At 53.9% G+C, this 12,776-nt stretch carries 11 protein-coding genes; 8 read left to right on the forward strand and 3 right to left on the reverse strand.

Translation table 11 applies throughout. The features are described 5' to 3' along the window. The first annotated feature begins 215 nt into the window (after nt 1-215). The 5 genes from BLR00_RS10395 to BLR00_RS10415 all read left to right on the forward strand — a co-directional run bounded on the left by BLR00_RS10395 (nt 216) and on the right by BLR00_RS10415 (nt 6,972). Nucleotides 216-2,333, forward strand: a complete 2,118-nt coding sequence (locus tag BLR00_RS10395; protein WP_074632310.1) for a PAS domain-containing hybrid sensor histidine kinase/response regulator — start codon at nt 216-218, stop codon at nt 2,331-2,333. 13 nt (nt 2,334-2,346) lie between these two features. After that, nucleotides 2,347-3,423: a cobalamin-independent methionine synthase II family protein gene (locus BLR00_RS10400; protein WP_218124326.1), complete on the forward strand. Its 1,077-nt coding sequence runs from the start codon at nt 2,347-2,349 to the stop codon at nt 3,421-3,423. A gap of 129 nt (nt 3,424-3,552) precedes the next feature. Further along, nucleotides 3,553-4,449, forward strand: a complete 897-nt coding sequence (locus BLR00_RS10405) for an alpha/beta hydrolase (protein ID WP_074632312.1) — start codon at nt 3,553-3,555, stop codon at nt 4,447-4,449. Between the two features lie 291 nt (nt 4,450-4,740). Further along, nucleotides 4,741-6,225, forward strand: coding sequence for an alkaline phosphatase D family protein (locus BLR00_RS10410; RefSeq protein WP_074632313.1), 1,485 nt, complete (start codon nt 4,741-4,743; stop codon nt 6,223-6,225). A 9-nt stretch (nt 6,226-6,234) separates the two neighbouring features. Next, nucleotides 6,235-6,972, forward strand: a complete 738-nt coding sequence (locus tag BLR00_RS10415) for a hypothetical protein (RefSeq protein ID WP_074632314.1) — start codon at nt 6,235-6,237, stop codon at nt 6,970-6,972. A gap of 57 nt (nt 6,973-7,029) precedes the next feature. Here BLR00_RS10415 and BLR00_RS10420 read toward each other — a convergent pair whose 3' ends face one another. From BLR00_RS10420 to BLR00_RS10430, 3 genes are all read right to left on the reverse strand, one after another. Then, a complete protein-coding gene (locus tag BLR00_RS10420; RefSeq protein WP_074632315.1) occupies nt 7,030-8,304 on the reverse strand; it encodes an O-acetylhomoserine aminocarboxypropyltransferase/cysteine synthase family protein in 1,275 nt (424 codons plus the stop codon). A gap of 117 nt (nt 8,305-8,421) precedes the next feature. Then, a complete protein-coding gene (locus tag BLR00_RS10425; RefSeq protein ID WP_074632316.1) occupies nt 8,422-9,123 on the reverse strand; it encodes an SDR family NAD(P)-dependent oxidoreductase in 702 nt (233 codons plus the stop codon). 216 nt (nt 9,124-9,339) lie between these two features. Further along, complete coding sequence (locus tag BLR00_RS10430; RefSeq protein WP_074632317.1) at nt 9,340-10,365, reverse strand: fatty acid desaturase; 1,026 nt, start codon at nt 10,363-10,365, stop codon at nt 9,340-9,342. A gap of 165 nt (nt 10,366-10,530) precedes the next feature. Between BLR00_RS10430 and BLR00_RS10435 the strand changes: the two genes are divergently transcribed. The 3 genes from BLR00_RS10435 (at nt 10,531) to BLR00_RS10445 (ending at nt 12,712) form a co-directional block, all read left to right on the forward strand. Further along, complete coding sequence (locus tag BLR00_RS10435) at nt 10,531-10,944, forward strand: MarR family transcriptional regulator (RefSeq protein ID WP_256324113.1); 414 nt, start codon at nt 10,531-10,533, stop codon at nt 10,942-10,944. 332 nt (nt 10,945-11,276) lie between these two features. Then, nucleotides 11,277-11,831 (forward strand): hypothetical protein, encoded by a 555-nt coding sequence (locus tag BLR00_RS10440; protein WP_107797582.1) that lies wholly within the window; start codon nt 11,277-11,279, stop codon nt 11,829-11,831. Beyond that, nucleotides 11,831-12,712, forward strand: a complete 882-nt coding sequence (locus BLR00_RS10445) for an ATP-grasp domain-containing protein (RefSeq protein WP_074632319.1) — start codon at nt 11,831-11,833, stop codon at nt 12,710-12,712. The genes BLR00_RS10440 and BLR00_RS10445 overlap by 1 nt, the downstream gene beginning before the upstream one ends. Nucleotides 12,713-12,776 lie beyond the last annotated feature (64 nt).

Consider the following 12,776-nt stretch of genomic DNA (forward strand, 5'->3'; position numbering starts at 1 on the left):
CTTATTTAAAAGATCAGTTTATGATTAATGGCAATATTTCGTATTATTTTGACTCTCGCTTTTTGGGTAGGGCCGCTACGGGGTGAACTGTACAATTCTTTGCAGCCCAGGCTGCGCCGCAACTTCTTGGGATGGAACGGCCATTCTGCGTCGTTGCGTCTTGCCCTGTACCCCAAAAACCGCGCACTTCACTCTGTCCAACTACCGGATTCAGGATGATAGACGATAACGAAGAAAAACTGCTGCGCTCCGTTGCGTTGCAAACCTGCAATACCATACTCCTCGCACGTCAACGGGCCGAGAACGAACTCAAACAAGCCAAAAAATCGCTGGAGGAGAAAGCCAGACGGCTCGATCACTCTCTATCGATCCTGCGCGCCACCATAGAATCCACCGCCGATGGAATTCTGGTGACTGACCAGGATGGCCTGGTACTTCGCTTCAACGAACTGTATCTGCAAATGTGGCAGATCCCCCGGGATATCCCAAACTTGAGCGACCACAGGCAATTGCTGAAATTTTGCTGCAAGTGTGCGAAAAATCCTCAATGGCTTATGGAAGAGATAGAAGGCATTTACACATCCTGGCCCGCGGATAGTTATGACGTACTGGAACTCGCCGATGGCAGAGTATTCGAGCAGTTTTCCAAAATTCAGTATATTGAGAATCAGAGTATTGGCCGTGTCTGGAGCTTCAGGGATATCACTGCACGCAGGCATGCTGAAGATGCGCTACGGGAAAGCGGAGAGCGGCAGCACTTCATGGCCGAATCGATGCCCCTGAAAATATTTACCGCCCGGGCTGACGGTGTTGTGGATTATTTTAACCAGCAATGGAAAGACTACACTGGACTGCCCCTTGAGCAGATGGAATGCTGGGAAAACACAAAACTCATTCATCCCGATGACCTGGATGAGAATACCCGGCGCTGGCGCCACTCTCTTGCCACGGGAGAACCTTTCCAGATGGAAATCCGCCTTCGGCAGGCGGACGGCGGCTACCGCTGGCATCTGACCCGGGCCCATGCCAAGTGCGACACACTGGGAAAGGTATCGATGTGGGTGTGTTCGAGCACCGATATCGACAGCATAAAGCGGGCGGATGAAGAAAAGAAACAGCTTCTTGAGAGCGAACGGACCGCAAGGAACGAAGCCGAGCGAGCCAACCGGATGAAGGATGAGTTTCTGGCCACACTGTCTCATGAGCTCAGAACACCGCTTAATGCGATTCTCGGATGGGCGCAGCTCATTTCGCAAGGGACAATGAATCAGGAAACCGTTCGGCGGGGGCTCGAGACCATCGAAAGAAATGCGCGCATGCAAAATAAGCTTATCGAAGACCTTCTTGAGATGAGCAGCATCATCTCCGGGAAAATAAGACTTGATGTGCAACAGCTGAATCTTGCCAGCATAGCCGAAGCGGCGTTGGAGTCGTTGGCCCCGGCGGCGGAGGCCAAGGATATTCATCTGATAAAAAAGATTGATCCCGCCGCCGGGCTGGTCTCGGGCGATTATAACCGGCTCCAGCAGATAATTTGGAACCTTCTTTCCAATGCGGTCAAGTTTACGCCAAAGGGTGGCAATATCGAGGTTATCGTTGAGCGGGTGGCTTCATATCTTGAAATTACGGTAAAAGATTCGGGCATAGGCGTAAAGCCCGAGTTCCTGGCATACATTTTTGACCGGTTCCGTCAGGCCGATTCCTCGCTTACCCGGCACTACGGCGGCCTCGGTCTGGGACTCTCCATTGTGAAGCAGCTGGTAGCGCTTCATGGAGGAACAGTCCATGCGGAAAGCGCCGGCGAGGGGTTGGGCGCATCGTTTATCGTGAGCCTGCCGCTTGCATCCGCCGGCGGCAAGAGAGATCAACCTACGGCGGCATCGGCGGCATCGGCGGCCCCGGCTCCGCGCAACCGATACATTACGCTCTCCGGCATAAAAATTCTGGTCATTGACGACGAGTCGGATTCCCGCGAGCTTATCAATGAAGTGCTGACGGAATGCGATGCCAACGTAATCACCGCCGCCAGCGCCGCGGAAGGATTGGAGCTCCTGCAGAGCAGGAGGCCGGATGTCATCATCAGTGACATCGGCATGCCGGAAAAAGATGGATACCAGCTCATTCGCGAAGTGAGGAATCTTCCCGCAGCTCACGGCGGAAAAACGCCCGCCATTGCCCTTACCGCGTTTGCCCGGTCCGAAGACCGGACCCGGGCGATGATGGCCGGATATCAGATGCATCTTTCCAAACCTGTCGAATCGCATGAACTGATTGCCACCATCGGGAGTCTGAGCAAATGGACGCGAAAGCCATGGATAGGGGGGGAAACTTGAAGCCTCGGAAATCATGATGACGATCATACCTACCGAGCCCATCGGCAGCATCCCGAGACCGCCTGAATTAATCGAGGCGTTCGCCAACGGTGACCCCATGGACCCGAAGCTGGAGTCCCTCTACGAGATCGCGATACGGGATACCATCCAAAGATTCGAGGCGACGGGGTCGCCAGTCATTACCGATGGTGAACAGAGGAAATACCACAATTTCATCACTTACTGCGTAGATGGGCTCGAAAATACGACTCCCGATGGTTTCATCATTCCGTTCGAGGCAGGCCACCACCGTCGTATGCCGCAGCTCGCATCAGGACCGTTTCGTTACCGGATCTATGCGGACCGCTTTTTGGAAAAAGCCATGCGGTACACGCGCGTTCCCGTCAAACAGGCGGTTATTTCACCTTCCGCCTTGAGCCTTATGTATCCGGCCGAAGAGATTCCCGGATATTCGCGCGCGGAGTTTATTGACGATCTTATTCGCGAGCATGAAACCGAAGTTCGTCGCTGTCTTGATAAGGGTGCGCACAAGGTTCAAATCGACTTCACCGAGGGACGGCTCGCGCTGAAACTTGATCCCACGGGGAGGCTCCTCAACAGTTTTATCGATCTGAATAACCTGGCGCTCTCGCGTTTTACCTCCGCAGAACTTACGCGGATTGGAATACATACGTGCCCGGGTAGCGACCGGGATTCGACGCACAGTGCCGATGTCGATTATGCCGAGTTGTTACCTAGTCTGTTTCAATTGAAAGCGGGAAATTTTTATATCTCGCTGGCGCGTGAGCGGGATTACGTACGGGTGCTGAAGATCATTCGCGCCCATATGAAACCGGACCATCGGATTTTTATCGGCGTCGTCGATCCCATCAATCCGCAAATCGAAAACCCGGAACAAATCCGGGATCGCATTCTCGAAGCAGCCGGATATATTCCCATCGATCAGCTAGGCACGACGGATGACTGTGGTTTCTCGCCTTTCTGCGATGACACCTCCACAAGCCGCGACACAGCCTTCGAGAAGATACAGGCGCGCGTGCTCGGCACCGCCCTCGCATCAAGGGTACTGACGAGTGGTCAACATGGCTGATGAGAAGTGGATGGTATGACGGACCCCTGCAGCAGAAGTAGATCGGGCTAGTGTAGCGTAACCCGGCCATTCACTCACTACGTGGCAAAATAAACGAGTTTATTTTGCCATCAACCCACCTCAAAACCTATGCGCCGCTGGATTCTGACCGGAGTATCCGCCTGCGTAGCCGCCATCATACTTGGCGCGATTGGCGTGGGCGAATTGCTGAGCGGCGCGGCGCCCACCGCCGTGGATTCCCTGTCCGGCCCGGTGTCGTCCGATTTTCCGGTCGAATCCGTGCAGATTCCCCTCAATGCCGGCTCCCGTGACGCCGGTTTCGGCGTGCACGGCTGGTTGAGACGCGGCGCACACGGCGGCGGCGTGATATTGCTGGTTCATTCGATCCGCAGCAATCGCGTCGAGATGCTTAGCCGGGCCAAATTCCTGAATGCGCGGGGATACAGTGTTCTTCTCATCGATCTTCAGGCGCATGGCGAGACACCCGGCGAACGGATCACCTTTGGCGCGCTTGAATCAGAGAATGTGGAGGCCGCCGTGGCCTTTCTGCGAGAGAATTTCCCGTCTGAAAGGATTGCCGCCATTGGCGTTTCGCTGGGTGCGGCCGCTATCGTGCTGGCGAGCCATCCGTTAAGGCTTGACGCCGTGGTGCTCGAATCGCTGCACCCCACTATTGAAGAAGCCGTCGAAAACCGGTTGAGACTCCACCTTGGCGAGCTGGGACCGGCGCTTTCCCCGCTCCTGCTATGGCAACTAACGTTTCGCCTGAATATTTCGCCCGAGGCGTTGAATCCCATTACCCGCATAGGCGACCTCGATACGCCTTTGCTGCTGATATCCGGCACCGATGATCGGCATACGACTGTCGCGGAAACCAGGCGGTTATTTGAGGCCGCCCGGCAACCAAAAGAAATGTGGATAGTACCGGGAGGCGGACACTTCAACATGCATGCCTATGCAGGCAGGGAATATGAAGATCGCATACTGGATTTTCTTGATTCTTATATACGTGAACGGAAGAAATAACCGTCTATCTATTCAGGATTTCCGCATATTGTTATGCTATGCTTAATTATGTGAATGTTCTGGCACCATGGGCCTGTGCGGGATGGTTAAGCATAGCGTCACCCATCGAAGCCAGTGACGCGATTCAGTTTGGAGAAGTGTGGAATTAACCAATAATGGGGTTGCATCTGCTCTATCCCATCCTACCGAAAATCGTATGGAGGCACATGGTTTATGGATATGGCATTACAATTCCTGCCTTTGATCCAGGCTTGACCTCATGAATTTCCCGGCACTACGAGGTTTTTGGGCATGAAGATATCCCTCGTGCCTCGTGCCGCGCCCAGCAGCTGTCTACGCATATGGGTTGGAATTCTTGCTTCCCAGGCGCCCTCCCTCACCTGGTTTCTTGACGGCAATCCTGTTGCCGCGGCCCGGATACACCCGCTTCGGCCGCTTGCAAGTGCCATCCCGGTGGAGTTTCGCGGTGCGCTGCCGGCGGATAATTTTACTGGCGTATTCGAGATCGATGGCCTCCAATCGGGCACCGCCTATAAAATATCCCTCAGTGCAAGCGCCCTTGGCACGACAGCGAGCGCCGAACTGCGCACGAGAACGCTTCCCTCCAGCGTTCCCAGCGTCCTTGAGAGTACGTTCAACGTCCTGCTGGCCTCATGTTTTTACCAGGGAGAAGACAAAGCCGGGCTGGCTGGTATTTTCGCGAATCAGCTGAACGGCGCGGTGCGTCCTGATTTGACGCTGCTGCTAGGCGATCAGGTTTACCTGGATTTGCCCACGCTTGCGAATTTCCCAAATAACAAGGCCGCGCTTGCACGCAGGTTTGAAAGCAGCTACCGCGCAAACTGGCAGAAAGAAGAGGGTTATTCGCAATTATTCAAGGTTGCGCCCACCGCGGCCATACCCGATGATCACGAATACTGGAATAATTTTCCGCACTCCAGTCCGTTTATACAAAATAGCTGGACACAATCCGGACGCGATAACTGGACCGCGGCTGCGGCTGCATTGTATAAGGCTTTTCAATTCTCCTACGAACCCGATACCTATCATCATGGAGGCCCGGCCGAGTTGGGCGACGCATCGGTCATCAATGTTGAGCCGCTGTCATTCTTTATGGCGGATGGAAGATCGAAGCGCGACCCCAATCTGGCTACGATACTGACGGCTAGGGCGAGAAAACAGCTTGATCATTGGATTTCCGATACGATACAGCAGCGGCGGATAGGAGTGTTCATTACCGGGCAATCGATGCTCGGTTTGCCGGTAGGGGGATTGAGAGGCAGGGTCGCCGATTACCAGTTGGCGAACTATGGCGATTTCAGTGACCTCACGAATGCGCTGGGGCGGCTTGCCGAGGCCGGTCTGCCCGTCATTATGATCACCGGCGATGTGCACTGGGGGCGGCTCGCGGCAGCCCGGGACGCACGCACCGGACGGGAGTCGATATTCGAAATTATCTCCTCTCCCACGTCGCTTGTCAGTACCGTGGCAAAAGATCAGCTGCTCGCCCTCCGGGGAACGATTGCCGGCCAAACCGAGGCGTGGCCGCGCCATTCCAGTCCAGGGCCGGTACCGGAATTTCTGTGGTTCAGCGATTTTGGTTCACGATTTGTCTGCTCTCGGGGTCACGAGCAGCGTGGCAACCATTTTGTATTGCTTTCGTTCACGCGCAGCGGTGCCGGCATAAATTTGCGCACGACTTACTATCCGATTCACCAAGACTTCAGCCAACGCAGGCCGCAAGCCGTGCGTGAAATCTCACTCATCCCCGCATAAGGAGAACAGATGCCTACATTATCTTCCAGAGCCAAGTCGATCAACAAGGAATTCAAAGAGCACAAGAGGGCACGCGGAAAAACCAACATAGACTGGTTGCGCGCTCACTGGCGAAATGACAGGGTAGCGATATTGCTGCTGGGCGGCACGGGCCTGGTTGACTTCCGTCTCAGGGTTGCGCAATCGCATTTTCGTAATGATCTGACGCCCAGCCACTGGTCGCATGTGGCATTGCTGGGGCAAGGCGAAGCCAAAGCCCTGGCCACGGCACCCTTGTATGAAATCTCCCTGATGCCCGCCGAGGGCTTTGGTTTTCCTCCGGCAAGCAATGGCGTGCAAAAAACAGTTCTCGGCCGATATGCTGATCCCAAAAGCTTTCCCAACATCGCTATTCTTTATCTTCCGGCTTCAGTGACACCGAAAAAGCTCATGGATACGCTTGAGCAATTCCAGCAACAGCGTATCGTGCTTGATGCGGTGCAACTCCTGCTGGCGTGGCTGGGATATGTATGGGGCGCGGGGCGCACGGGAAATCCGCTACTGGACGGTATGGGGATTCCCTCGGCCGCCATGCTCGAAACCGTAACCGGCGCTGAGGGATTCGACCTCACCCCGGGCCTCGAAAGCCGCGCGAGCTGCCCGGAAGCCATCTGGCAATCGGCGCGCTGGTGGCACGATTATCACAAGGAAAACAAGGAAGGCGCAATTACTGGCGCTTTTTGTACGACCCACTACCTGCCGACTTAAAAAATACAGTTTCCGGTAGGATGGGTGGAGCAAGGGGCAACCCATCATTGTGCACACTCAAACAACCACATCAAGCGCCTGAGCGATATCCTCAATGATATCGTCGATATGCTCTATGCCCACCGATATCCTGACAAGACCCTCCGACACCCCTGAGGCCCTCAGTTCATCCGGGTTCAGTTGCCGATGGGTGGTTGATGCGGGATGACAGGCGAGTGATTTTGCATCGCCAATATTAACCAGACGCAAGATCATCTTCAACGCATCAATGAACTGGCCGCCTGAGGCCGCCCCACCCCTGATCTCGAAGCTCAGTATCCCCGAGGCTTTTCCTTTGCTTAGCTTATTACACAGCTCATGATATTTGCTGCCGGGCAATCCCGCATAATTGACCCGTTCCACTTTTGGGTGGCCTTCCAGATACTGCGCGACTTTCAGGGCATTCTCACAGTGCCGTTCCATCCTCAAACCCAGCGTTTCCAGGCCTTGCAGTATTAAAAATGCGCTATGCGGTGACAAAGCCGCACCGGTATTACGCAGCGGCACGACCCGGCAGCGGCCGATAAAGGCGGCATTTTCAAATGCTTCCGTATACACCACACCGTGATACGAAGGATCGGCTTCATTCAGCAAGCGGAAGCGTGCCTTGTGCTGAACCCAATCGAATTTTCCCGAATCAACGATCATTCCTCCTACAGTCGTGCCATGCCCCCCAATATATTTCGTCAGCGAGTGCACCACTATATCCGCCCCAAACTTGAAAGGCTGGCAAAGATAGGGGGTGGAAACCGTACTATCGACGATGAGCGGCACCCCATGCCTATGCGCAATGTCCGCCAGTTTTTCGATATCGACGATATTTCCCGCGGGATTTCCGATGGACTCGCAAAAAACCGCCCGGGTATTACTGTCGATATTCCGCTCGATACCCTCATAGTCATCGTACGACACCATGCGCGACGCAATGCCTTGTCGGGGGAATGTATGCGCAAACAAATTGTAAGTACCCCCATAAAGCTGACTGGTACTCACAATATTGTCGCCGGTGCTGGCGATACATTGAATCGCATAGGTGATTGCCGCCATGCCCGAGGCCACGGCCAGCGCACCAACGCCCTCCTCCATCTCCGCGATGCGCTGCTCCAGCACCGCGTTGGTGGGATTCATGATGCGAGTATAAATATTTCCCGGCACCTTTAGATCAAATAGATCGGCGCCATGTTGCGTGTTGTCAAACGTATAGGATGTTGTCTGATAAATGGGAACCGCCGCAGCTCTCGTCGTCGGTTCGGATTTGTATCCATGGTGCAATGCCAGCGATTCCAGTTTCATACGATCCTCTCCTGTTTAACTATAGCGCGCAATACTACGAATTTCGTCATTCGGGTTTGATCCGGGATCGGGGCCAAACCAGTGGTGGGCAGGCTATGAACGCTACCGGATACTTACCTACCATTTCTCCGCGTAAGGCCGAAGGTCGAGTTCGAATGTCCAGGCTTGTTTGTCCTGCTGCGTGAGAAAGTAGACGGATTCCGCAATCCGGAAGGGTTCCATAAAGAATTCATCCAGCTTGTCAGGCATCAGCTGCCTGGTTCGCGGCAGATTCACGATCCCGTCGAGTATGACATAGCTGACGTGAATATTCTCTGGCCAGAGATATCTGGCCAGAGACTGGACGAGTCCCCGTTGACCGGCCTTCGCGGATGCGAAGGGAACAAAATGGGCTCCGCCCTTGATGGATGCGGTCGCACCGATGGCGATGATATGACCGGCTCCCGCAGCGCGCATATCGGGGAGCACCTCCTTTACCGCGAGAAACAGCCCCCTGCAATTAACTTCCCAGGCAGACTGGAAATCCGCCAGCGTGGCGTCGTCGATATTGGCAAAAGCGCCTGCACCCGCGTTGTACACAAGAACGTCAATCGAGCCAAGTTGCTGCCGGATTTGAGCAAAAACTTTGGGTGCGGCTTCGGGGTCCCGGACATCGTACCCGAATGGCCTGGACCCCTTGATAGTCGCCGCAATGTCATTCAATTTCCGTTGGTTACGCGCGCAAAGGGCTACCTGGTAACCATTGGCAGAAAACTGGCTTGCGATCGCGGCACCGTTACCCGGACCCACCCCAACAACCACGCAGACACCTTTATTCATATCAGAAGATCTCCGAATGAGTCCTCCGCGGAACGCGCTGCCATGGAATCGGGATGATCATAGGCGTTTGACACAGACGTTTGATATAGGCGGTGGAAATCGTAGCTTAGTCTACGGCGCCAGGGAGCGCAACATGGCGCGTACACCAGTTTACTGCAATTTGTATACCCCTTGCCCCTGTACGGCCCCGGTCAACCGGGGGCCGTACAGTGTTTCTTAGAATGGGGTCAGGAAAGACACTCCGCCAATACCCACTGCTGAACCATCCCACAGGCGCTGTGCAAACCGGTCTCCCTGCGTCTCGCTATCGTCGCCGAATACGCGTGCGACCCTGTTCTTATGGAAGCTTGATAATTGCTTCCAGAACGGAATGACAACCGACGTATCGTTCCCATACAGCGTCTGATGCAACGTTGGCAGCAGGTGCCAGGGCGTGGTGGGCCTGGCGTGATGCGCATTGTGATACCCGAAGTTGAGAGTGAGCAGATTCAGCCACGGATGCTTGATCGAAATCAGGTTGCTGAATGTGTGGGATTCCTCATAGTCCCGGTCGCCCCTGTGCTTGATCAGCTCCGCGCTGTCCGCAAACGCCAGGACGCCATAGTTATGCTGGAATGCATCCATGAAACGCAACACGGTCAACAGGATGGTATAAGCCAGCAGATAGCACAGATAGGCCATCGGTGAGTAGAGGAACAGCGCCAGAAGCAGGCTGAAGCGGATCACTGCTACCCGCATTATACGCAGCCGTTGATCCTTCTTTTCCTTGAAGACGAATGGAGCAAGGATAAGCACGCCATGCATGATCAATTCCACGGCGGGCACATATAGCCACTCCAATACCTCTACCATTTTGCGTTGGGCCGGATGCCTGGCAAGATAGCCTCTGTAGTCGAGCGTCCCCACATCCGCATTATCCACATGGTGCTGCATATGCGTCATACGCAAATCCGCGTACGTGCCGTAACAGCCGCCGCTAAGCCAGTTTAACGCCTTCCCCACCACGGCATTGTGACACGGCGACTTGAACAAGGTATTGTGCCCGCAGTCATGGATCAAATACGAAGCGATCACCATGCCATGCGCCATGGCGAGCGTGCCGGCCGCCATCAGGATCGGATTCAACGATAAAATAAGCCCGGCGCCGCCAAAATAAGCCAACTGGCAGTAAAACAGCGCTGAAATGTTCGGCAGCAGTCCGCCTTGATAGCGAAACCAGGTTTTCTCGATCCTATTAATCATTGTCGTCACCCCTCTTTTCCGGGTACTGCTATGGAAACTTCAGCGATCCATCCAGCAATACCCCTATAAAAGTAATTATACATGTAAAATTACATGTATAAAAGAGATATAATAATATCTACGGATAATTAAGAATTCTGCAAGGCGCAACCAAGGGATATGAGAATGAGCAAACCCGATAGACCCGCGAATGCAAGACGCCGTGAGTTTATTCAATTACTGAACAGCACGGATCAATACTGGATGGATGTCCTGGGAGACAAGCTCTTCCATGACTTGAACTACTACGATCTTTTTACGCAGATGTGGTTGCGGCTGGACGGAACGACACGAGACACTTTTTATAAATCCGAGCTGCATCAACTCATGCCGAACATCAGTCAACGCACTGCCATCAAATATATTCAGATTGCAATCGATCATGGCTTGCTCATCGAGCACATGGATCCGGAAGATCTCCGCTCCAGACAAATAACCATGTCCGCCGGTCTCAAGAAAAAAATCGAGCTTTTTCTGGATTATTCCATTTCGGTATTCGAAGTGTTCCCCTTGCCGGTTTCCCGGCGACACAATTCTTGAAGTGGGTGATGGTGATGTGCTTGAAACGCAGGTACCCGCAGGCCGAGTTAGCATAGTGCCGGCCGGCATCCGGCAAGCACCCATGACATAATCTATACATACGTATACCATAGTGCAGCGATATCGCGTGTGGCCGCTTCATTCCCAGTCAGCCGTCACAGCCCTTTGAGAATCCCATAAGCCGGGCCATATTGTCTTGCAATACTTTTCCGGTTACATTCATCAGACGCGATTCAGAAAAGTCCCTGCTTGATTTCCTGAAGATCTTTTCTATACTTGTACTCGTCACGCCGATTAATGTTGATGTCATTCCATTTCAAAAGGAGATAATCATGGCGAAGGAAAAAAGATCAGAAAACGTCACTACGCTGGTTCTGGGTGAAGAAAACATACTGACAACCAGGGCGGTGGGTGAGGAAGCGCCAATGACCACACTCGCGATAGGCGAAGAGGACAAGAGCTTGAAGGAAAAGGACCAGTTTACAACCCTGGTGCTGGGTGAGGAAAGTCCGGCCACCAAGGTTCCCAAGGGAACCAAAGCCAGGCTGCTGCCGACAACGAAACCTAAAGGTGAAGAGGGCCCAACGCCCACGACACTCGCGATAGGTGAAGAGGGGCCTACCACGCTGCTTAAAGGTGAGGAGAATCCGACTACCAGGGCAAAAGGCGAAGAAGGTCCTCAGACGACCTTCGCTCTCGGTGAGGAAGGTCCATCCACCCTCCTGAAAGGGGAAGAGAGTCCGTCGACCGGGGAAAAGGGTGAAGAAATACCCGCCCCCACTACCAAGCTAAAGGGTGAGGAAGGTCTTACAACACTGGTCGTTGGAGAGGAAGGCAAGGGTACCAAGGGAGGGCCCGGCGAGGGCAATCCGTTCGGCGAATTCTGATGCTGCTTATTTCGGGCGGGGAACATGACCCCAATATTGCGCATCTGCTCAAGATCACACGCAAGCGCAAGATACCTACCTCGAAAATCTTGTTTGGACCCAATACGCATCCCTCGATACATTGGGATATTCAAGCCAACCGGTTGCTGCTTGACGGCATGCAGCTTGAGCCGGGTGCGGCATTTCTACGCTATGACGTATTCAATCATATGGCAGACGCCCGCGAGCAAACAGCTTTTCGCGCTCATGCCTGGTACGCCGCGATTGCGGGCTGGATTGCCTCGCGGATCGATATACGCGCCTTCAACAGAAATGGAGAACCCAATGTCCTGAAGCCCGCCATTCTGCGCATGGCGTTGGAGTCAGGCATGAACGTTCCGCGTTCGCTGATATCGAATGACATTGAAAGAATTAATGAAGAAACCGGCGGTGACTTCACGAAATGGATCGGCAAGCCGGTTTGCGGGGGCGAATACACGCAGATACTGGACGATTTGATAGGGAAAGTCGCGCAGCGCGGAGGCGCGGCGGCGGCACCCGCCATTATCCAGGAGCGGCTGGTCTCGCCTGACGTCAGGATATTCCGTGTGGGCAAGGAATTCATGGCGTTCGGGATTGAATCAAAAGAAATCGATTACCGGGTGGATAGCGCCTGCAAATTGTCAATGATCGCGAGCCCGCCGAAACAACTGACCCGGCAATTGAAACGATTAACCGATCGCATCGGCCTCAATTTTGCGGCGGCAGACTATAAAACGTGTGGCGACACGGGAAAATTGAAATTTCTTGAGGTGAATACCGCGCCGATGTTCGTTGCATTCGACCGTGCGGGAAAAGGCTCAATTACGGACGCAATGTTGCATTTTCTTCTGCACCCGTAAAACATTTGATTCATGAAGCACCTGCAGGGCGGGTTAGCGTCGCGTAATACGATAATCCAGGCAG

Origin of the sequence: Nitrosospira multiformis (genome assembly GCF_900103165.1) — a bacterium.
In the GTDB taxonomy this organism is placed as follows: domain Bacteria; phylum Pseudomonadota; class Gammaproteobacteria; order Burkholderiales; family Nitrosomonadaceae; genus Nitrosospira; species Nitrosospira multiformis_D.

Coding starts and splice junctions, on each gene's coding strand:
- BLR00_RS10395 (WP_074632310.1), top strand. CDS start 216: ATGATAGACGATAACGAAGAAAAACTGCTGCGCTCCGTTGCGTTGCAA.
- BLR00_RS10400 (WP_218124326.1), top strand. CDS start 2,347: ATGATGACGATCATACCTACCGAGCCCATCGGCAGCATCCCGAGACCG.
- BLR00_RS10405 (WP_074632312.1), top strand. CDS start 3,553: ATGCGCCGCTGGATTCTGACCGGAGTATCCGCCTGCGTAGCCGCCATC.
- BLR00_RS10410 (WP_074632313.1), top strand. CDS start 4,741: ATGAAGATATCCCTCGTGCCTCGTGCCGCGCCCAGCAGCTGTCTACGC.
- BLR00_RS10415 (WP_074632314.1), top strand. CDS start 6,235: ATGCCTACATTATCTTCCAGAGCCAAGTCGATCAACAAGGAATTCAAA.
- BLR00_RS10420 (WP_074632315.1), bottom strand. CDS start 8,304: ATGAAACTGGAATCGCTGGCATTGCACCATGGATACAAATCCGAACCG.
- BLR00_RS10425 (WP_074632316.1), bottom strand. CDS start 9,123: ATGAATAAAGGTGTCTGCGTGGTTGTTGGGGTGGGTCCGGGTAACGGT.
- BLR00_RS10430 (WP_074632317.1), bottom strand. CDS start 10,365: ATGATTAATAGGATCGAGAAAACCTGGTTTCGCTATCAAGGCGGACTG.
- BLR00_RS10435 (WP_256324113.1), top strand. CDS start 10,531: ATGAGCAAACCCGATAGACCCGCGAATGCAAGACGCCGTGAGTTTATT.
- BLR00_RS10440 (WP_107797582.1), top strand. CDS start 11,277: ATGGCGAAGGAAAAAAGATCAGAAAACGTCACTACGCTGGTTCTGGGT.
- BLR00_RS10445 (WP_074632319.1), top strand. CDS start 11,831: ATGCTGCTTATTTCGGGCGGGGAACATGACCCCAATATTGCGCATCTG.